Origin of the sequence: Herbaspirillum sp. WGmk3 (assembly GCF_023952535.1) — a bacterium.
Taxonomy (GTDB): domain Bacteria; phylum Pseudomonadota; class Gammaproteobacteria; order Burkholderiales; family Burkholderiaceae_D; genus Herbaspirillum; species Herbaspirillum huttiense.
Window position 1 is genome coordinate 1 of sequence record NZ_JAKYWT010000001.1, and the last position, 20948, is coordinate 20948.

11 protein-coding genes and 2 pseudogenes are annotated in these 20948 nt (G+C 62.4%); 5 read left to right on the top strand and 8 right to left on the bottom strand.

The features are described 5' to 3' along the window. Positions 1-267: 267 nt before the first annotated feature. Complete coding sequence (locus tag MKD49_RS00005) at positions 268-393, top strand: ATP-binding protein (protein ID WP_252695101.1); 126 nt, start codon at positions 268-270, stop codon at positions 391-393. A gap of 203 nt (positions 394-596) precedes the next feature. Here MKD49_RS00005 and MKD49_RS00010 read toward each other — a convergent pair. Both MKD49_RS00010 and MKD49_RS00015 read right to left on the bottom strand, forming a co-directional pair. Next, a pseudogene (locus tag MKD49_RS00010) lies at positions 597-945 on the bottom strand (LysR substrate-binding domain-containing protein); the annotation flags it as partial. Positions 946-1099: 154 nt separating this feature from the next. Further along, on the bottom strand, positions 1100-2299 hold the full coding sequence (locus tag MKD49_RS00015; protein ID WP_252695102.1) for an integrase arm-type DNA-binding domain-containing protein: 1200 nt from the start codon (positions 2297-2299) through the stop codon (positions 1100-1102). A gap of 543 nt (positions 2300-2842) precedes the next feature. Between MKD49_RS00015 and MKD49_RS00020 the strand changes: the two genes are divergently transcribed. After that, positions 2843-4018, top strand: coding sequence for a hypothetical protein (locus MKD49_RS00020; protein WP_252695103.1), 1176 nt, complete (start codon positions 2843-2845; stop codon positions 4016-4018). A gap of 50 nt (positions 4019-4068) precedes the next feature. Here MKD49_RS00020 and MKD49_RS00025 read toward each other — a convergent pair. Together MKD49_RS00025 and MKD49_RS00030 are read right to left on the bottom strand one after the other, a co-directional pair. After that, positions 4069-4173, bottom strand: a pseudogene (locus MKD49_RS00025) (VOC family protein); the annotation flags it as partial. 131 nt (positions 4174-4304) lie between these two features. After that, on the bottom strand, positions 4305-6878 hold the full coding sequence (locus MKD49_RS00030) for an EAL domain-containing protein (RefSeq protein WP_252695104.1): 2574 nt from the start codon (positions 6876-6878) through the stop codon (positions 4305-4307). Between the two features lie 328 nt (positions 6879-7206). Between MKD49_RS00030 and MKD49_RS00035 the strand changes: the two genes are divergently transcribed. Beyond that, the gene (locus MKD49_RS00035; RefSeq protein ID WP_252695105.1) at positions 7207-8394 is read left to right on the top strand and encodes an MFS transporter; all 1188 of its coding nucleotides are present in this window, start codon (positions 7207-7209) and stop codon (positions 8392-8394) included. A 9-nt stretch (positions 8395-8403) separates the two neighbouring features. Here MKD49_RS00035 and MKD49_RS00040 read toward each other — a convergent pair whose 3' ends face one another. The 4 genes from MKD49_RS00040 to MKD49_RS00055 all read right to left on the bottom strand — a co-directional run bounded on the left by MKD49_RS00040 (position 8404) and on the right by MKD49_RS00055 (position 17109). Then, a complete protein-coding gene (locus MKD49_RS00040; RefSeq protein WP_252695106.1) occupies positions 8404-9858 on the bottom strand; it encodes a TolC family protein in 1455 nt (484 codons plus the stop codon). Further along, complete coding sequence (locus MKD49_RS00045) at positions 9848-11191, bottom strand: HlyD family type I secretion periplasmic adaptor subunit (RefSeq protein WP_252695107.1); 1344 nt, start codon at positions 11189-11191, stop codon at positions 9848-9850. The genes MKD49_RS00040 and MKD49_RS00045 overlap by 11 nt, the downstream gene beginning before the upstream one ends. After that, complete coding sequence (locus MKD49_RS00050) at positions 11188-13365, bottom strand: type I secretion system permease/ATPase (RefSeq protein ID WP_252695108.1); 2178 nt, start codon at positions 13363-13365, stop codon at positions 11188-11190. Before MKD49_RS00050 ends, MKD49_RS00045 begins: the two co-directional genes overlap by 4 nt. 126 nt (positions 13366-13491) lie before the next feature. Continuing rightward, positions 13492-17109, bottom strand: coding sequence for a calcium-binding protein (locus MKD49_RS00055; protein WP_252695109.1), 3618 nt, complete (start codon positions 17107-17109; stop codon positions 13492-13494). A gap of 780 nt (positions 17110-17889) precedes the next feature. On the opposite strand from MKD49_RS00055, the gene MKD49_RS00060 reads away from it, so the two are divergent. Next, positions 17890-18876, top strand: a complete 987-nt coding sequence (locus tag MKD49_RS00060; RefSeq protein ID WP_252695110.1) for a helix-turn-helix domain-containing protein — start codon at positions 17890-17892, stop codon at positions 18874-18876. A 696-nt stretch (positions 18877-19572) separates the two neighbouring features. Beyond that, positions 19573-20934 carry a DUF1329 domain-containing protein gene (locus tag MKD49_RS00065; protein ID WP_209534608.1) on the top strand — a complete coding sequence of 454 codons (1362 nt, stop codon included), beginning with the start codon at positions 19573-19575 and terminating at the stop codon, positions 20932-20934. The last annotated feature ends 14 nt before the right edge of the window (positions 20935-20948 follow it).

Genomic DNA, 20948 nt, shown 5'->3' on the forward strand with positions numbered 1-20948 from the left:
ACGATCGTGTGGCTGCCTTTGGAAGGCAGTGGAAGGTGGGTCAATTGGAGAGGGTCAATTCTGCGAGCAAATCAACAAACCGGCCAACTGCACAATAATAGAAATTCATGAGGGTCAAGATTCGATGCAAATTCCGGGTCAGTATTCGATGCAACATCACACTTCTTCGGAATGGGAGAGATGACGCCCGCAGCTGCGCAAGTGCTGCTGGACGTGGTCGACAGGCGTTCACGTACGGGATCAGTACTCATCACCGGCTAGTATCCAGTGGAAAATTGGCGTGGTTTCTTCCCGGACCCGACAATAGCGGACGCGGTCTTGGACCGTGTTGTCCATCAGGCTTACAAGATCCAGCTGAAAGGGGAGTCAATGAGAAAACTGCGCGGCAAGTAGTCACTTGCTGAAGTCTAAATAAGTCCACGTTGCCAAAGAACTGTCCATGTGGCCGTTTCAATGCTTGTGTTGCCGGCTGCTTGTCCAGACTTCCGTCACAATGTCCACCTGGTTCCGATCTGAGTGTCCAGTTCAGACTGAACCAGGTGTCCAGTAGTGACCGAAATATGCACCGCGCACCTTCAGAATTTCGGTGGCATCAGGCGCCTAGCCAAAGGCCGGGCCACAACGCCAAGTTCTCGGCTTGCCGCGATGTCCGGCGCACCGGCCAGGCCCAGGGCGAAGCCCGCCGATACCACCACCATCATCAAATCGAAAGAGGCCACACGCTCGGCGATCAGGGGTTCGCGCTCGGAGCGACGCAACAGGCGCTCGATCTGCCGCGCGTGCCCTCGCACGCCTGTAGATCACCCACCACCGGCGGGAATTGCAGCAGGTCTTCCAACGGAATCCGCTTGTGCTTGAGCAGGTGATAGCGTGCCGGCACGGCCACCAGCAGCGAGACATTCCACGCCGCTTCGCGGCCATGCTTTCACCTACCTCAGGGGCACGGTGCGGCCGTTGTTGTAGTGCGGTTCATCCAGTTTGAAGCGATCGGTCTCGACGAAGACGTGTCCGGCGCCACAGGTGGAGCTTTGTTACTCGTAAGAGATGAGGAAGGATCTATTCAAATGCACGTCATCATCACAGAGCGGACGGCGCATATTCAGCGATTCGGCACTAATTTCAGGTAGTTCGCCCAATCGTTCATCATCACTCGTCGCTTACCTAATGCATCTCCGCGCCGATAAGCTGCCTCGACCTTGCTTTCCAACGTGTGGGCGAGAGCTTGCTCGGCGAGCTCTCGCGGATAGAATGTCCGCTCGCCAACCCAGTCTCGAAATGTGGAGCGAAAGCCGTGGGGAACGGCGGCAACCTCCATACGTCGCATCAATTGGGTCAAAGTCATATCAGAAAGTTGCTTGCCTTGCGGCGAAGGAAAGACCAGTAGAGAGTCAGCTAAACGAGGTAGCTTTCCGAGCAATTCGACAGCGTCATCTGAGAGCGGTACACGATGCTCCACCCTCGCCTTCATGCGAGTTGCTGGCACGATCCACACCCGGTTCTCTAGATCAATTTCTGCCCACGTAGCGCCACGAACTTCACCTGATCTTGCAGCCGTCAGGATCAAGAACTCCAGAGCTCTTGGGCCCAAACCTTCTTTTTGGCGCAGCCTTGCGAAAAATTCTGCGACATCATCCAGCGCCATCGCGGCGTGATGCTTCACGTTCTGCACCTTCGAGGGTGCTGGCAATATAGTATCTAGGTGGCCCTTCCAACGAGCCGGATTCTCACCGAATCGATACTTCCGAACTGTAGCGAAATCTAGTACTGCCTCTATTCGGCCACGCAATCGACTTGCTGTTTCATTCTTGGTCTTCCAGATTGGCTCTAAGCACTCCAACACATGCTGCAAATCGACCTCTGAGACAAGTAGCTGACCCAAATACGGGTAGGCGTAGCTGGCCAGCGTGTTACTCCATTGTTGGCGATGCTTCGGATTTTTCCATTCGCCAGATTTAGCTTCAATATAGGCTTCCGCGCACTGCTTAAAAGTTTTTTCGCTAGCCTGCTGGCTGCGTAACGCGATTTTCAGCTGACGCTTGTGGGCCAACGGATCAATTCCGTTTTGTACGTTCTTCCGGTAGTCCCGTGCGAGGTCTCGTGCTTCTGCGAGCGAGACCGCAGGATATGCTCCCAACCCTAGATCTCGGCGCTTATCGCCAATTTGAATCCTCAGCACCCACGCTCGCGCGCCGGATGAAACACGCAAATGCAACCCATCAACACCGCCCACTGCATGCCGGCCTTGCTCTTTTATCTTACTAACGGCTAGCGCAGTTAATTCCTTGGCTCGCTTTGGCACAATTCACTTCCCCTCACGTAAAGTCTGCCCACATTGTGCCCACATAAAGCAATGGATTTCAAGAGAAATCCTCGGACAAACCTGGACAACAAGAGGATACATAAATGTTTATAATCAACCAATTACAGAACATCCTTGGACATCCCCGTACAAAACCTTAGCGGACACAGCCTCCGCCATGACATGATGAAAACGGGCCCGAATGGGCCCGTTTTCATTTCTGCCAGCAAATTCATCCGAATTTCAAAACGTCTTAGTACTTAATACCGCGCTCATATCTCTAGAGCTCATTTCATATGCAGACGTGAGATGGGTTGCCCGCCGTTGTTGGAGATCGTCGCCGCAGCAGCGCTACGACGCGTGGCCGCGCCTAGTCAGACCATGCCTGACCAGCTCTCGCTTTCGGAGACTGAATGTGAAAAGGCCATAGTTTTGATGCCACTCCTGATCCTGATATCGGGTAACGACAAGTGAACATCGGACTGCTACAGTTCAACCTGTCACCCACCGATCAGCGTCATCACACCACCTTCTGCGCCCCCGATGTCACCAGCGAATTCATTAACAAGAAAAATCATCTGCCTGCTCTTCCTGTTGGCGTGTGCTGTGCCAGCATGGGCCGTATCGACGGACAATCTTTGCGCGGCACTCACCCCGTATCTCAAAGATCCCCGGCATCCCACGCTGCCGAACCCGGCACGTGAACCCAATGCCGTGGAAAAAGCCCTCATCGATCGCTCTGATATTGATCTGCTCTCCTGGACCGACTATGACAACGGCGCTGCCCTTGTGGACGCGGATAATGACGGGGTTGATGAGTTGTACGTCTGGAACGTGAATGGATCAGGACGCTTTGCCCTCATCCAGTTTTTTGAGTTCGGCAAGCAGGAGGACGGTCAATCGCAGCGCCTGATCGACAAGGGCAGCGTCAATAATGGCGTTCTGCTCTCGCCTTATTTCGTGCGCTTCGAAGGAATCAATTACCTCGTCTCCACCGTCAACGGTGACCACGAGGGACTCAATATCCACCAGTTCGAGAAAGAGCCGAATGGCCGATATCGGATGCGTACCGTCTGCTCCATGAAGACCGTGATCACGACTGATCAGCGTTGTCGGCATCCCGCCTGCAAGGCCTTGCAAAAGCGGATGAGCAGCGAGGAGACAAATGACGCATTCGTCACGGCGGAATGGCCGCACAAGTATTTCGGGCCGGCCGGTCTGGCCGCTTTTTTTGCCGACGCCGAGGGCGATATTGATAACACGGGAGAGTCGGCCTCGATATGGCGTCTCGGCAGGGAGGGCTATTACTTCGGATACATCTACTGGCATTTTCTGGCTATGGGCGACGAGCCGCCCGCGCTGGCCCCGTCGCTGCGCGGCGAAGCAGAATCGGGCGAAAATGGAAGGGCTGCACGACGTGTCCTGCCCGGACCGGCGCATGCGCGCCTGAGCAGGGTGCTGCGCAGCCAGAGTGCGCTGCTGACCAGAACGCTGCGTCAACCTGTGGAGCTTCCGAAGACCGGGCAGTTCTTCCTCTTCCAGGCGGAGAACGGCAAGACTTACTGGGCCTGGGATCTCGAGCCCGGGCCTTATGGCGAGGCCATCCACATCGTCTACACGAGGAACAAACGCTCGGATTACATCGGCCTGGTCAAGTCGGTGCGCACCACTTTTCTGGAGCCTTGCCGGGCGGACTGTGTGTATCCGCTTGAACGATGATGCCGTATCAGCGTTGCCGGGCGAGATCGTTTCGAACTTCATCCATGCATCGCCCCTGTCCGCAACACCGGCCCCTCAATGATCGGCCAGCCCTTCTCCTGCAAACGCGCGATCACCTGCGCCAGCGGCACCGACGCCATGAAGCACAGATCCAGATCCTCCAGGAAGACATGACGAAGCATTGTCTGTCAAAAAGCGCGGGCGCGTGTCATACGCCAGCCGCCACCCCCTGCCGCCAAAAGATCGCTGAAATGCTCCGACAATTGACTCAACACGATAACGGCGTTCACGCCCGGTCCCGGCTACCTATCCACGCCACCAGCGCCTGCGCCTCCATCGGCCGCGCAAACAGATAACCCTGCACGAACGCACAGCCCATGCCTCGCAGCAGCTCGGCCTGCTCCTCGGTCTCCACGCCTTCGGCCACGCACTCCATCTGCTGCGAGCGCGCGATGCCGATGATGGCCGGCAGCAGCGACGAGGCTCGCCCCTCTTCGCTCACGCGCAGGATGAAGGAGCGATCCAGTTTCACGCAGTTGAAATCAAAATTGTGCAGCGTCGACAAGGAGGAATAGCCAGTACCAAAATCATCCAGGCACAGTCCGAACCCATACGTGCTCAACTGACGGAACTGCGCCTGCAGATGATGCGAGTCATCGATGAGCAGACTCTCGGTAAGCTCCAGCGTGATCATCGGCGGAGCCACGCCGGCATTGAGAACAATGTCGCGCACCTGCTCGAAGAAGTGCACGTTCATCGCCTGCCGCACCGAGACGTTCACGTGCGCCGTGAATCCTTCCGGCAGGATGCCCAGCGCCTGCCACTGCGCGACATCGGCAGCCACCTTGCGGAAGGCCAGCGCACCCAGCTGCGAAATACGCTCGCTGCGTTCGGCCAGCGGAATGAATTCGGCTGGCGAGACCGCGCCGAAGGCCGGCGAGTGCCAGCGCATCAGTGCCTCCACGCCGTGCAGCGCACCGCTGCGCAGATCGCAGATGGGCTGGTAGACCATGCTGAACTCGGCCTCCAGCGTGGCGGCGTCCATGGCCGCCAACAGCGCCTGCACCCGTTCTTCGCGCGCCAGCATGGCCGGCTGGAACACGCAGTAACCGCCACCGCCCGGCTGCTGCGCCTGGCGCAATGCAATGGCGGCATTGGCCAGGCTCTTTTCCATGGCGGCCTTGCTGCGCTGTTCGCAAACACTCACGCCAAAACTCAGGAACACGCGCACCTCTTCCGCCCCACCGGTCGACAGCACCAGTTCGGACTTGCTGCGCAGGCGCATGAGCATGTCTTCATGGTCGACAGGCGCACCCAGCATCACCACGGCGATGCGGCTCTCGCTGTAGCGGCAACGGACCAGCCGCTGGGCGGCAAAGTCACCCCACACAGGAGCCACCTGCTGGCACAGGCTCTGCCACAGGTGACGCAGCGCGACCTTGTTGAGCGTATCCGCCAGGACCACATAGTTGTTGATTTCCACCATGCAGACCGTGGCCTGTTCCCACGCGCTCTGCTCCAGCCGCTCGGCTGCGCCGATCAGGCTCAGGAGGCCGCTTTCCTGATCGCGGTCGACCTTGTCGCGCAGTTCGTGATACAGCCTGTAGAGATTGCCGGCCATGCGCTCGACGGCATCCTGCACCGAGACGATTTCCTCGATGGCCCAGCCTTTGGGATAGAGCAGATCGAAGCGATGCGTTCCACTGGCCTCGCGAAAAGCCACCTGCTCGGCCTGATGGCGCAGACGCATCAGCGGCGAAGTGATGCTGCCGCGATACAGACGGATCAGGACCAGGCCGCCGACCAGCATGACCGCGAGTGCGACCCAACTGATCCAGAAGATGCCATCGAACACCGACAGCAGTTCGGAGCGGGACGAAATCACCAGCACCCGGTAACCGGCCAGTTCAGCGGGTGCGCCGTCGATCTTCGACAGCGGCTGCTGGTAAATCAGGAACTTGCCATTGGCATCGGTCTTGAGATTGACCATGCGCGAACGGTCCGCCAGGCGCGCAATGGCCAGTTCGGTAAAACGCGCGCGGCTGCCCGGCGGCTGGTCGATCAGGAAGCGCTTGTCGGCGGCACTGAGGCGGTCCGATTGCAGCAATACACGTTCATTGTCATCGACGATGAAGACCCCCGCCACCAGCGACTGCTGGACTGCCGCATCCAGCAGATGCTGCAGCCGCGCCTGCGAGAGATCGACGGCAATCACGCCCTGGTCTTCCGGCGAGCGATTGACGGGACAGGTCATGGACGCATTCCACTGCGCATCGGCTCCCATGCTGAAGTAGATCGCGGAGACCTGCGGGCATTCGGCGGTGGCATTCACATACCAGGGACGCTGGCGGGCGTCGTAGTCGGGCGTGACGGACAACGGCGCAAGGTGCTCGCCGTCGGGGCGCTGGTCGAAGTGTTGCAGGCCGGGATGGGCGTCATCCTGCAGGTAGTAGTCGAGGCTGCCGTAGCCCTTGAGATTGACGGCAATCAGCTGGCCACGGTTGTTGCCGAACTGGATGTAGGAAAAGCGCGGCTCCTCGGCATTCTCGCGGCGCGCCAATGACTCGATGAAGCGGGCCAGCGAACGCAGATCGCCATGCAGTGGGATTGAGGATTCCAGCATCAGGCCCTGCATCTGCTTGATGAACACCCCGCCCGCCAGGTACTCGGAGCGGAAGCCCTCCAGCACGCGATTGAGTTCGCGCTCCAGCAGCGGCTGCACGATCTTCTCTTCCAGGTCATGCTGCAGCCAGAAAAAACCGGCCGCGCCGAACGCCGCCAGGCAGCCCAGGAAACAGATCAGCGCGCCCGCGATGAGCTGCCCGATCTTCCACTGGTGATGTTTGTTGAGAAATCGCATTTCCCCTTCCCCGCCGCTGTTGCGCGTGCTGTGGTGAGCCAAGCTCTCTGGCTGGTGCTCCCCGTCTTGCTTGATATCGCCTGGTATCGCCTGATATTGCGTGGTGATGCGTGGCGATGAGGGGCCTCGCGCTCCGCTGCGGCCCTCTGCTGTCACTGCGTCCCGGCTTCAGGCTATCAGGCTTCCGGTGTCCGACGCTATCAGGAAAAGCATGAACGCGTGTCTTTTCCTACAATCATGGTCTTGATGCCTGGCCGCAACGGATTTGCCGTGCGGGAAAGCGCAGGCATCCTTTTTTTCCGGCAAGCCCGGTAACGCGATTTTTTCCATGCATCCCTTCACCGCCCTGCTCCTGCTGACCGCCATCCAGATCGCCACCTCCTTTGCCGCGACCGCCGTGCTGACCATCTCGCCCCTGCTGGCCGAGACGCTAGGCATTTCCGCCCGCTGGGTCGGCGTCTACACGGCAGTGCTGTACGCGGCGGCGGCCTGCTCGTCGATCTGGTTCGGCAACCGCGTCCATCGTCTCGGCGCATTCCAGGTCAGCCGCTGGTGCCTGGCGCTCTGCGCCTTGGGGATGCTGCTCATCGCGACCACCCACGTGGCAGGGGTGCTGACCGGCAGCGTACTCATGGGCATGGGCTACGGCGGCATCACGCCCGCCAGTTCCTACTTCCTCAGCCAGAGCGGCCCGCTGAAAAACCGCAGCCTGCTGTTCTCGATCCGGCAAAGCGGCGTCCCCGCCGGCGCTGCACTGGCGGCCTTGCTGGTCCCGGTCATGACGCAGCATGTCGGACTGCTGTGGACCTTCGTGGTACCGGGTCTGATCGGTCTGCTCGGTGCGGCCGCCTTCAACAGCAAGTCGGCGCAAGACCATGACCCGGCCTCGGCGGCCAACCAGGGCGCAGCCTCCGCAGATAACGTCTGGTCGTTGCTACGCAGCCATCCGCCACTGCGCATCCTGGCATGGGTCGCCTTCCTGTTCTCAGGTCTGCAGGTCACTGCGATTGCCATGCTGGTTCCCTTCCTGCATGGCTTCCAGCAGATGTCGATCGAACAGGCGGCCATGCTGCTGACGCTCTTCAATCTGGTGGGCGTGGTGTTCCGTCTGGTTTGGGGGCGCTGCGTCGACCGCGGCGTGCCGGCGCTGCGCATGCTGGCCGTCTCGGGCCTACTGGGCATGCTGGGCTTTGGCATCCTTGCCTGGTCCGCGTTCGCCGCGCTGCCGGGCCTGCTGCTGACGCTGGCCGCGGCCGCGCTCGGCGTGGCGGTGGTAGCCTGGAATGGCGTACTGTTCTCCGAAATCGCCATCCTCGTGCCGCGCGAGCAGGTCGGCCGGGCTACCGGGCTATGCGTCTTCGCTGGTTTCGTCGGCGTGGTGCTGATTCCTGCCGTGCTGAGCCTGGCCATCACGCAGCGCACGGCCTCGGGCCTGGTATTCGGCTTGGGCGCGGTGCTGTCCATGGCGGTCGGATGGCAGACCTGGTACCGTGCGTCACGCTCGCGCAAGACCTGAGCCCGGTCATCAGCGCCGCGGCGGTGTGGTGAAGCTGGCGCGCCCCATCTCCCCCGCATTGGCCAGCAAGCGCAACCTTGCCGAGCGCCACTCGCCCAAGGCGCGGATGCGTTCCAGCTCGGCATCGGTGAGAGACGATTGCGCATTGAGCATCTCCACGATGTCGGCCGCGCCGGTGTCGTACTTGCGCCGCACTGAGTCCACTGAACGCTGCGCCGCTTCCTGCAGGCTGCGCGCCGAGGCCATACTGCGCAAGGCAGTGGTGGCTTCGGCATAGGTGGTGGCGATGTCGCCCAGCACCTGGGACTGGACCTCGCGCAATTCGGCCTCCCGCGTCTCCACCTGGGCCTGTGCTCCATCGACCTTGTAGCTGCGTGCAAAGCCGTCGAACACCGTGATGTTGAGATTGAGCCCCACCACCGTGTCGCGATCACCGCGATTGCCGGCCTGGTTGGGTCGGCCATTGATGTAACGGCTCGCTGTCAGGTCCACGGTCGGCATGCCTTCGGCCATCGCCGCATTCATCTTTTCGCGCGCGGCCTCGACCTGGTGGCGCGCTGCGAGGATCGCCGGATGATACTGCTTGGCCGATTTCAGCCAGCCGGGCAGATTCTGCTCCAGACCCAGCGGATCTTCCTCCACCTCGGAGGACAACGTGATCGCAGGCGCATCGCCGGCCTCGTCCAGCAAGCCCAGTCCGACTGCCAACGCCACCACGCTGCGCTTGTGCTGGCCGATGGCGCGCGCCACTTCCAGTTCAGCACGGGCCACGAAGGTGCGGGCCTGCAGGGTTTCCGGCAGCGAGCCCACGCCGCGCAGCTCGCGCTTGCAGGCCGTGTCGAGGATCTGTCGCGCCAAGGCCAGGCTGCGTTCGCGCGACTGCTGGGCAGCCCGCGCGCTGTGGGCGTCGTAATACAGCGCGACCGCGTTGGCCATGGCCTTCTGCAAGGTCGCATCCTGGCTGGCCAGCGCGGCCTGCAACAGCACATCGGCAGCGCGCTGGTTGGCACTGCGTCCGCCAAAATCGAGCAGGCGCCAGGTCAGCGTGGCGTACAGCGTGCCCACCGAGCGCCGGCTGCTGCCCTGGTCCGAGCTGCTGCTCTCACGATACTTGCCCGCCCCTGCGGTCAGGTTGGGCAGATAGGCGGCTCTTGCCTCACCCAGCTGCGACGCCTGCAACTTGATCGCCGCCCATGAAGCCTGTATCTGCGGCTGATGGCACAACGCCAGGTCGACCGCATCGACCAGCGTCAGGGCCTTGCCCGGCACGAACTTGCTGGTGGCGCACGAAATGGCCTGGTCATCTCCCGGCAATACCCGGCCCCGGTCCAGCTCCGGTGGCCTGGCCAGCAGGGGGTCGAAACGCCCAGGCTCGGCGGCCATCACCGGTGCGGTCTGCAACGCCCCCACCAGTCCCATTACGACCAAGGCCACCCTGCTGCGGCCCTTGACATCAACGCTCATGCAACGCCTCCTTCTGATGCCGCAGCAACGGCGACAAGACATATTCGATCACGCGCCGACTGCCGGTCCGGATACCCACATTGACCGCCAAGCCGGCCGATAGCGGCAGGCTGCGGCCATCCACATTGAGCTGGTCCCGCGCCAGCACGATGCGCGCGGAATAAATCAGCCCTTTCTTCTCATCCTGGATGGCATCGCGCGACACATGCACGACCTTGGCCGGAACCGTGCCGTACTTGGTGTAGTCGAAGGCATCGATCTTGACCTCGACCTCCTGACCGATCTCGACGAAGCCAACATCCTTGTTTTCCAGCCAGGCTTCAATCTCGATCTCGCCATCCTCGGGCACGATTTGCATCAGCGGCTGGGCCGCCGTCACCACGCCGCCCACGGTATGCATGTTGAGCTGCTGCACGGTGCCGGTCACGGGGGCCGTGAGAGTGAGCAGACGACTGCGCTCCTCGGCGCGGCGACGGTCCTGCTGCGCGGCCTCGATGATTTTCTCGGCCTCTATGCGGCTGTCCTGGGCCTCCTTCTGTGTCTGCGCCAACAACGCGGTGCGCTGGTTGCGGGCCTCGGTCAGCTGGCCTTGCAGTTCCACCCTGGCCTGTTCCTTTTCCAGCCAGGCGTGTTGCGACACCGAGTGATCCGACATCAGCGCCTTGTAATCCGTGGCACGCGTCGTCGCCAGCCGCAGGGCAAGACCGTAGCGGATGACCTCGTCATCGAGGCGCGCCAGTCTTGCCCGGAAATCCTGATACTGCGCCTCCAGCTGCTGCTGCACCGACGTCCACTGTGCGCGCGCAACCCCCTCGACCGTCTCCATCTGCGGCGGCTGCCGCTGCTGCACCGCCCGTATCATCGCTGCGGCGCGCGCCACCTGCAGCCGCGCCTGGGCCACGGCATCGGCAGCCTTGTCGCGCTCGGCATCGCTGCTGGTGGCGTCCAGCTCCATGAGGACCTGGCCGACCCGTACGTGCTGACCTTCGCGCACCAGGATGTCACGCACGCTGGCAACCTCGACGGCGGCAATGGTCTTGATGCGCGCGGAAGGAATCACTTTTCCGCTGGCGTTGACCACGATGTCGATGCGGCCCACCAGCGACCACACCAGCGTGAGCAGGACCATCGCCACCAGCAATCGCGCCGTCCAGCGCAGGCTGGCCGAGTCCGGCGACTCCTGCAGCGACAGCGCCGCCGGGAGGAATTCGGCTTCCTGCTCGTTGTAGAAATTGCTGTCCTGCCGATCGCGGTGCTGCCAGGCGTGACGGAAGGCACGCCCGTAACGCTGCCACAGGGCCAGCCAGGCCCGGGAACGATGATGCAGACTCATGGTGCTTCCCCTTGCAGTGGCTTGCCGGCCTGCAGCGCACACAGATGCGCATAGATGCCATCGGGCAGCATGAGCAATTCCTCATGGCTGCCGCTCTCGACCACGCTGCCGCGTTCCATGACCAGGATGCGGTCGGCATCGCGCACGGCAGACAGACGGTGCGCGATGATGAGCACGGTGCGGCCGGCGCAGATCTGGCGCATGTTGTCCTGGATGATCTTTTCGGATTCATAGTCCAGCGCGCTGGTGGCCTCGTCGAAGATGAGGATGCCGGGGTTGCTGATGAGCGCACGCGCAATCGCGATGCGCTGGCGCTGTCCGCCCGAGAGTCCGCTACCCTGCTCGCCGACCAGGGTGTCATAGCCCTCGGGCAGCTCGCAGATGAAGTCATGCGCACCGGCCAGCTTGGCGGCGGCGATCACCTGCTCGATCGGCGCGGCCGAATCAACGAGGGCGATGTTGTCGCGGATGGAGCGCGAGAACAAGGTGTTCTCCTGCAGCACCACGCCGATCTGCTGGCGCAGCGAGGCGGTATCGATGATGGAGATGTCCTGCCCGTCCACGGTGACGCGGCCGTTCTCGCAGACATACAGCCGCTGCACCAGCTTGGCCAGCGTGCTCTTGCCGGACCCGGAGCGGCCGACGATGCCGATCACTTCGCCCGGCCGGATCTGCAGCGTGAGGCCGCGAATGATTTCCGGTGCTTCGGGACGATAACGAAAGCTCACGCGCTCGAAGGCAATCGCCCCGCTCACGCGCGGCAGCCGCGTGCGCTGGCCCGCCACCTCGGTGCGTGCATCGAGCACATCGGCCAGCCGGCTCATGGAAATGCCGATCTGCTGGAAGTCATTCCACAGCTGCGCCAGCCGCAGGATGGGGGCCGCCACCTGCCCGGCCAGCATGTTGAAGGCCACCAGCTCGCCCACGGTCAGGGTGTTGTCCACCACCTGCAGCGCGCCCATCCACATGATTCCCACGCTGACCAGCTTGCTGACCAGGTTCACGCCGCCATTGGCCAGCAGGCTGATGTTGGTGGTGGTGAGGCCGGCGGCCACGTAGCCGGCCAGTTGCTGGTCCCACTTGCGCTGCCAGTGCGGTTCGACAGCCAGCGCCTTGACGGTATCCATGCCGGTCAGCGTCTCGACCAGGAAGGACTGGTTCTCGGCGCTCTTGTTGAACTTGTCATTCAGACGTGCGCGCAGCACCGGTGTGAAGATCAGGGACAACAGCAGGTAGACCGGTATGGAGGCCAGCACGATCAGGGTCAGCGGCACGCTGTACCAAAGCATCACGCCCAGAAAGATGAAGGAAAACATCAGGTCCAGCACCAGCGTCATCGCATTGCCGGTGAGGAAGCTGCGGATGTTTTCCAGCTCGCGCACGCGGGCAATCGAGTCGCCCGCCCGACGCACTTGGAAGTAGGCCAGCGGCAGGCTCAGCAGATGGGAAAACAGGCGCGCGCCCAGCTCCACGTCGATCTTGCTGCTGGCCTTGGCGAAGATGGCGGTACGAATCCCGGTCAACAGGGCTTCGAAGATGGTGGCTGCGATCAGGCCGACCGCAATCACGTTGAGCGTCATCATGGCGTGGTTGACCAGCACCTTGTCCATCACCACCTGGAAGAACAACGGCGTGACCAGGCCGATGATCTGCAGTACCAGCGAGATCAGCAGCACTTCAGCCAGCACCTTGCGGTACTTGACCACAGCCGGAATGAACCACGTGAAATCAAAGCGCGAGGATTCTCCCGCATAGGTCGCCTGGCTGGTCATGAGGATGACCTGCCCGGCCCAGAGGGCGTTGAATTCGCTGCGGGTGAGTACCTGCGGTGGCTGCCCCGGACGCTGGATCAGCACGCGTGTGGCAGCACCGTTCTTGTCTTGCGGCGTGCTGTCGATCTTGGCCAGCACGAAGAAACGGCCACCGTGATCGATGCCGATGGCCGGCACCGGTGTGCGCTCCAGACGTGCCGCCTGCTGGCGGATGCAGCGCGCCTTCATGCCGAGCGCGCGTGCGCCCAGCAGGATGGTCTGCACGTTGAAAGGCTGGCGGCCGAAACGATGCCGCAATTGCTGGGCATCGGCCGCAATACCGTGCAGCTTGGCCAGCAGGATAAGGCACAGCAAGCCGCTGTCCGTCGCCGCCTGGCCGGAGTCATTGTCCGTCTGGTTCATAGCATTCCCGAGAGGGGTTGGATCGATGGCCAAGGGGCGGCAGCCGGCGCACGCATGCCGCGCCGGGCAGGCGGGACCATCTGCCCGCCTGCACCGCCGGTCTTGAAAGACCTGCTGGCCGCGGTCTTAGTGGGTAACGGTCAGCAGCACCTTGCCTTCGCTGGTGGCTCCGCTGTTCCACTCCATCTGCGTGGCCGCCGGGGGCGCGAAGCTGGCCATGGCCTGTACCAGCTTTTCCACGTCGGTGTCGTAGAGCGTATTGCCCTCGGCGGTCTTGATGCGCTCGATGCGGTTGTCACTGCCGCTGGCCCCGCCGACGTACCAGTCCTTGATGGTGACCTGATCCTGCCCTCCCATGACATCGATCTGCAGATCATTGCCCACGTGCCTGAACCACAGGTTGGTCTGCTTGATATCACTGAACTGCAGCGTATCCAGGTTGCCCTTGGTGGCATCGTTGTCCACCACCAGATCGCGGCCATCGCCGCGGCTGAAGACATAGGTATCGTTGCCGGCCTGGCCGACCAAGGTGTCATCGCCCCGGCCACCGGTGAGGATGTTGTTGCCGCGGTTGCCTACCAGTTCGTTGTCCAGCGCGTTGCCACTGCCATTGAGGTTGGCGTCGACCATCTTGATCGGGTCCTTGGTGTAGATGACGTTGGCACCATAGACATTGGCTACGTTGGCGAACTCCTCCATGCTCAGCAAGCGGCACATGTCGCTGGAATTGCCTCGCCCCGAATCGGCGATGTAGATGCCCTTGGCCACGCCCGTGGCTTCATCGCAGGCGGCCCCGGTGACGGTGACATAGTGATCGCCATGGATGAATCTGTCGCCGTCGGGGGCTCCCCATAGCCGCCCCGAATCGACGGTCAGGATCACCGCCTTGCCGGCCTTGACGGCATCGACCACGCCCTGCGGCTCAAAGTTGTTGCTGACGCGGTTGCGGATGCCGTAGCTGTCCAGCAGCGTGCTGCAGTTGTACTGGTTCATGCCGCCGCCCATGCCGTTTGCGTTCTTCGGTTCACACAGGGCCCGGCTGATGGCACGCCGCACGACATCGGGTTCGGCCACCGGCGTGCCGGCCATGTTGAGCACATTGGAAATGCTGGTCTCGCCGCAGGTACCGTCATAGCCGGCGATATCGCCGCCCTGGTCATAGTCCAGGTTGTAGCGATGCGGTGCGCCATAGACCAGGACTGACTGGCCATCGATGGTGGCGCGCTCCGGCGTGGTGGCGTCCATCAGTACCAGGTTCTCGACGTTGGCCCCCAGGGTCGTGCTGATGCGCGCGTAGACCGTATCGATGCCTTCGCCGGCCTGTTCCACTACCTTGTCACCGACGTTGTCGATGAAGTAGCTGTCGTTGCCCTTGCCGCCGACCATGGTGTCGGCTCCCGCACCGCCATCGATCACGTTGTCCAGGCTGTTGCCCAGGATGAGGTTGTCCAGGCCGTTGCCGCCGGCGTTGTAGTTGCCGCCCTCCAGCAGATGCAGTTCTTCCACGAAGACCGGCAGCGCATAGCTGGCCCCGGCCAGCACCGTATCGGTGCCGCCGTTGTCACGCTCCAGCACCACGTCACCGGGGCTGCTGACCACGTAGGTATCGTTGCCATCGCCACCTTCCATGTGGTCATTGCCGGCACCGCCATCGAGATAGTCATCGCCGCCTGCGGTGATGAGGGTATCGTCACCGGCTCCGCCATAGAGCTTGTCGTTGCCCACCACGCTGGCCGGCAGCGGCTGCAGCCAATTGGCGCGCACATCGCTGCCGAGCAGGTAGTCGTTGCCATCGCCACCGTAGAGGACATCATCCCCGTTGCCGCCGGTCAGGCGGTCGTCACCGTCTTCGCCGTAGAGCATGTCATTGCCCTCGCTGCCAAACAGCTTGTCGCTACCGGTGCCGCCCCAGAGCTGGTCGTTGCCGCCATTGCCCATCAGCGAATCGTTGCCGGCTCCGCCAAAGATCACGTCGTCGTCAGCGGGGGCGCTGCTGAAGCCGGCAGGAATGGCGCTGCCGATGTCACTGCCCATGATGGTGTCGTCACCATCGCCGCCGAACAGGCGGTCATTGCCCCAGCCGCCAAAGAGGCTATCGTTGCCGGCACCGCCATCGATGATGTCATTGCCGTCGTCCCCCGAGAGCTGGTCATTGCCATCCCCGCCGGCGATGCGGTCGTCGCCGCCAAAGCCGTTGATGATGTCGTCGCCCTTGCCACCCAGGAGCAGGTCGGCGCGGTTGCTGCCGCCGATCGTGCTATTGCCGTCGCCCCCCGTCTTGGTCGGCAACGCGCGAGCCCTGGCCGACAAAGGCAGTGGCGTTTCATCCGGTGCCTGCGCCTGGAAGCGCGCATTGCCTGCAGTGAACACACCGTAATCGGCTGCGCGCAAGGCGTCGAACCTCACCCGCTGCAGGGCCTCGGCCAGGGTATCGATTTCGCCGGCTTGGGCGATGCCGTCCTGATTGAGGTCGGACCAGACCATCAGGCCCGACAGTTCCGTACCACTGAGCTGCCCGTCGTGATCGCCGTCCAGCGCCGCCAGCTGGGCTGCACTCACGCCTTGCAGCTTGCTGTCGAGAATGCGCCAGCTGCGATCACTTACGCTGTTCTTCGACTCAGCGGCGCTGGCCCCGCCTTCGCGGCACGCCTGGCGCGCGATGAAGCTGGCCGGATCGAGACGGCCCGGCTGCCGATAGGTGGCCGGGGCATTGGAGGGATCGGCCGACGAACGCACGCTGGCATCCGCCATCGCCAATGCGGGTGCAGGAGCAGCCGCTGCCACGGCAGCAGTGCTGGCGGGCTGGACCGGGGCAACCGGAGCGGCCGGCGCAGCCCGAACTACCGGCGCGGCAGGTGTCACGCTCAGCGCCGGGCCTGCGGCGACCGGCGGCGAGGTACTGGTTGGCAGCGCAGCGGGTGCCGCCGTGATCACCGGTGCGGGAGCGGGTGCCGGGGCCGGCGATGGCGATGAATCTGGTGCCAGCGGCATCAGTGCCGGGCAGAAGATATCGATGGGGCACAGCATCACCTGGTCATGCAGGAAGACCTTGACATACACCGGGGCCGGCTGGCCAGTCTGTACGCACACGGGTGCCGGGGCCGGCAAAGACGGGCAAGTGGAGGCCAACGGCGGGCAAGGGGCCGGATGTTGCACGGCCACGGGTGCAGGCACGACCGGTGACAGCGCGACCAGGGCTGGCACCGCTGGGGCGGCGGTCGTCTGCGCGAGCGTTGCAGGTGCCCGTGCGGAAGTACTGCCCGATGCGGTGGCGATGGCGCTCGCAACCGGCGGCGCCGCTGCAGTCGCACCCGACTTGGCAATCGGCGTGCCGGCCGCCCGGTCGGGCAAGGCGCTCACCGCCGCCTGGGTGACCGCAGCGGGTGCGGGGGATGGCAGCACCGGTGCCAGCGATTTGGCCGGGGACGCTGCCACGCGTTCGGTCTGGCCGGCTGCCTTGCGGATGGCGGTTCCGGCAGCCAAGGCCGCGTTGAACGTGTGAGAGGACGGCGCGGCCACCGGCAGTGCGGGTGCCGTCACATTCGCTCCCAGCTTGGTAACGGACGAGGAAGCCACGGCTTGCGCGCCAGCAGCCGGCAGCGAGGAGGGGGCACTGGCGGCCGCAAGGCGCTTGGCGTCAGCTGCCGCCAGCGTCTTCGCCGAAATGTGCGCAAGCACTTTTTCCGGCGTGACCAAGGTGATGATGGGAAGGATGTGGTTTCTGTTTTCGTTTGTTGTTTTCATGTTGTTTTCCCTGAGCGAGGTGAGGCACATACTTCTTGGCGGGGCAAAACCGCCGTCTTCCAGATGCGATGAGCCAGGGTCCGCAGTGACCGGCAGGACAACATGTCGCTGCTCTGTTTTCACTGCAAGCTCTCCCTCCCCAAGGCAGCTTGATTGGCTGACGACACAAGGTGTCACCCCATCCCACTTCTTCTGAAAGACAAAATAGTTTTGCCCCGTAGCAATTCAACCCCGGCACAGGCACCCCGTAAATCGCACCAAAGGGCCGCCATGCCGCTGAAAATGGCGGTCCCCGCCCCATGCGGCTTGCAGGTCAAATGAAAGTTTTTTCCGCGACGCAGCGCGCAAAGCGCCGCCCCATGCGACATGCAACGCCGATCAAATAGATCAAGCGGAAACGATATGAATATTTCTGTCCATGGACGGCGCGCACGAAACTTCACCTAGGTACAAAACGAAGCGAGCATATTTTCATTTTTGAGACACATCGCCGCGCTACCACGAATGCTCTGCCCGCCGCAATACTCCAGAATCCCAATGTGACGAATGCGCCCTTGTGCTTTACCCTGTGATTCAGTAGATTGGCGAAAAAAATGAAAGTCCGAGAGCCACCCTCGAAGGTGCTCCGAGACAACGGAGACGGAAATCAATCACCCTGCCCCTCGCCGCCCGCAGACCTGGTTTGCGGCGCCGATGAGCGTCTTGCTTGCCGTTTCCGGATGTTTGACAGGCTGGTGCGAAATTTGCATCGTCTGACACAAAACAACAGGAGCCCGCGCCATGCATGCCGACCATTTTTCCGTTCATGCCGAACAGTTTTCGGATGTGGACCAGCAAGCCAGTACGCTCACCGGATGGGAGCAGGAGTACCAGCAACTGGGCAGTGGCCGTTTCGTCGGCGCGCTGGCCATGGTGCAGACCGACGAGTTCTGCTTCATCCGCGAGACCACCAACACCGCCCTGCACGAACGCATCGTGCCGCCGCCCGAGCAGATGGTCATCGGCATCTGCAACACCAGCGCCCAAGGCCACTTGCTCAACGGCCGGCCGCTCACGCAGGACCAGTTGATCGTGCTCGATGGCAGCCGGGCACACCACATCCGCACCAACGGTCCGATCGAATTGCTGGGCATCTCGGTGCAGCGCGAGCTGTTCCTGTCGCAGCTGCACGAGCAGGATGAAGCCAGCGTGCGCAAATGGCTGGACCTGTCCGTGCTGCAGCTCGATGCGGCCACGGCGGGCATGCTGCGCCATTACTTCTCGGTCGCCTTCGATCTCCTCAACACGCCAGCGGGCAAGGCCACGCGGCCGATCAGCCCGCGTGCGCTTGCTTCCACTGCCATCAGCAACGTGGCGCTGGCGCTCTCGCTGAACCAGGGCCATCACGAACTCGAATCGACCCTGCCCTCGCGCCAGCGCCGCGAACGCATCGTGCAGAACGCCATCGACTACATGCGCACGCATGCGGGCGAGGAGATCGGCATCCTCGATGTGTGCCGCGCCACCCACGTGAGCCGCCGCACCCTGCAATACTGTTTCGAGGAACGGCTCGACATCTCGCCGCTGCAGTACCTCAAGGCGCTGCGCCTGAACGCGGCGCATCGCGAAATCAAGCGGCGCAGCAGCGAAGAACGCGGCCACGACACCATCGGCAACCTGGCCGCCCTGTGCGGTTTCAATCATCCCAGCCGCTTCGCCTCGGAATACAAGAAGATGTTCGGCGTCCTGCCTTCGGAAACGGTCATCAAAACGGCTGCACAATCCTGAGTCTGCCGGCACAGTCCGCATTGGTAACGCCGGTTACCAATACGGACTGTGCCGCTGCCCTGGGCAATTTTGGGGCAGAGGTCTAGCCGTTTTTGGCAAAGCTGCCCTGTCTTGGTCCACCACCTCCATCGTCCACTCTCATTTGCACCCGGAGCACGCATCACCATCTGCGCGTGCTCCGGGCAAGCCCGCCTCAAAATACGAGCTTTTCTCACAATAAAACCGACCAGTTGGTTGATTAATATTGTTTCCGGCAACAATCCTGTTTTTGTCACAGGTCAATTCAACGACAAGGGAATAATCAGCTCCATTCTTCGCCCCTCAACATCCTGCCGGACAAATCGGTCAGCCTCGCCCTGCAAGCCTTTTTCAAAGCCGATTACAGCGGGGCCGTCTGGTTTTGCACCATCCCCTCCGGGCGTTCCTCCCGAAAATTGCTAAAAGCGGCTAACAGTACCGAGGTGGCCCCTTCTACATTCTCCCTCGTCCACTGCTCCCAAAAAACCACCTATTCAGGACAACGCCATAAGCGAGTCAATTTTCCACTCTGTCAGCGTTTTGTCAGACATGGGACGCAACCCGAGCGGGTTGTGGCAATAGGAAAGGCCTCCACGCCTTGGGAGCGGTCCGCCATCCGGACTGCGCGGCAGCGCATCCGGCCAACGCACACCCGCATCACAACAAGGGAGAACAGCAATGAAGGTCATCCACATGAGCGCCATGGCCCTGGCGCTGGCTGCCACGTTCGCGCAGGCCGCCACGCCCGCCGACCTCGGCGGCAGCCTCACGCCGCTGGGCGGCGAGAAAGCCGGCGGCAACGGCGTGCCGGACTGGAAGGAAGACAACGTGGTCCTGCCCGGCTGGTCCTACGGCAAGCTGCGCCGCGATTTCTTCAAGTACAAGGACGAGAAGAAAACCGAGACCATCGATGCCTCCAACGTCGACAAGTACGCCAGCAAGCTCAGTGCCGGCCAGGTCGCCCTGATCAAGCAGATCAAGGGGTACAAGATGGATGTCTATCCCAGCCACCGCTACTGCAGCGCTCCCGATTTCGTGGTGGAGAACACCAAGAAGAACACCAGTGCCAAACTCGGCGCCGATGGCTGGAGCCTGGCCGAGGCGGTGGTGCCGGGCATTCCCTTCCCCGTGCCCAAGAGCGGCGAAGAGGTCATGTACAACAGCAAGATGCGCTATCGCGGCGTGGCCCAGGAATGGAAGTCCACCATCACCGCCGTCTCCCCGCGCAAGGGCAGCAGCGAATGGATCAAGGCCGGGTCGCAGCAGACCATGTTCTTCCCCTGGGCCGCCAAGGGCAGCGTGAATCTCTCGACCCTGCCGCCGGTGGAGTACTACACCTACTTCGCCTACAACTCGCCCACGGCGCTGGCCGGACAAGCCTTGTCGCTGACCACCTTCCTCAACCAGGCCGGCGGCGAAACTTTTTACTATTTCCCCGGCCAGCGCCGCGTACGCCGCATGCCCTCCTACGCCTACGACTCGCCGCAGATCGGCATGGAGAACCAGTACACGCTGGATGAGCCCATGGTCTTCAACGGCACCATCGACCGCTTCGACTGGAAGCTGGTCGGCAAGAAGGAAATGTACGTGCCGTATGGCAGCTTCGGTGCCACCGACTTCAAGGCCAAGTTCGAAGACGTGGCCGGTGACGAGTCCATCGCCGAGAGCGCCCGCCGCTACGAGCTGCACCGCGTCTGGGTGGTGGAAGCCACGGTCAAGGCCGGCGTGCGCCACCTCGCGCCCAAGCGCACTTTCTATGTTGACGAGGACAGCTGGAACCTGGTCGCCGCCGATGATTACGACGCCCAAGGCAAGCTGTGGAAGCACCGCGAAGCCTATGTGATCCCGGTCTATGAGACCGGCAGCTGCGACCAGGCCGGCTTCGCGCAATACAACCTGGCCGAAGGCCGCTACGTGTTCGACCTGCACGCCGCCGGCACCGGCAAGGACATGGCCTGGGAAGTCGACGGCAAGGGCAATCCGCGCGCCAAGGCCAGCTTCTACAGCGCCGACAACCTGCGTGCCATCAGCGATCGCTGAGCGGTCCTGAGACG

Bases quoted from the DNA above. Each gene is read 5' to 3' on its own strand.
- MKD49_RS00040 (WP_252695106.1), bottom strand. From the start codon at position 9,858: ATGAGCGTTGATGTCAAGGGCCGCAGCAGGGTGGCCTTGGTCGTAATG.
- MKD49_RS00055 (WP_252695109.1), bottom strand. From the start codon at position 17,109: ATGAAAACAACAAACGAAAACAGAAACCACATCCTTCCCATCATCACC.
- MKD49_RS00030 (WP_252695104.1), bottom strand. From the start codon at position 6,878: ATGCGATTTCTCAACAAACATCACCAGTGGAAGATCGGGCAGCTCATC.
- MKD49_RS00065 (WP_209534608.1), top strand. From the start codon at position 19,573: ATGAAGGTCATCCACATGAGCGCCATGGCCCTGGCGCTGGCTGCCACG.
- MKD49_RS00020 (WP_252695103.1), top strand. From the start codon at position 2,843: ATGTCACCAGCGAATTCATTAACAAGAAAAATCATCTGCCTGCTCTTC.
- MKD49_RS00035 (WP_252695105.1), top strand. From the start codon at position 7,207: ATGCATCCCTTCACCGCCCTGCTCCTGCTGACCGCCATCCAGATCGCC.
- MKD49_RS00060 (WP_252695110.1), top strand. From the start codon at position 17,890: ATGCATGCCGACCATTTTTCCGTTCATGCCGAACAGTTTTCGGATGTG.
- MKD49_RS00050 (WP_252695108.1), bottom strand. From the start codon at position 13,365: ATGAACCAGACGGACAATGACTCCGGCCAGGCGGCGACGGACAGCGGC.
- MKD49_RS00045 (WP_252695107.1), bottom strand. From the start codon at position 11,191: ATGAGTCTGCATCATCGTTCCCGGGCCTGGCTGGCCCTGTGGCAGCGT.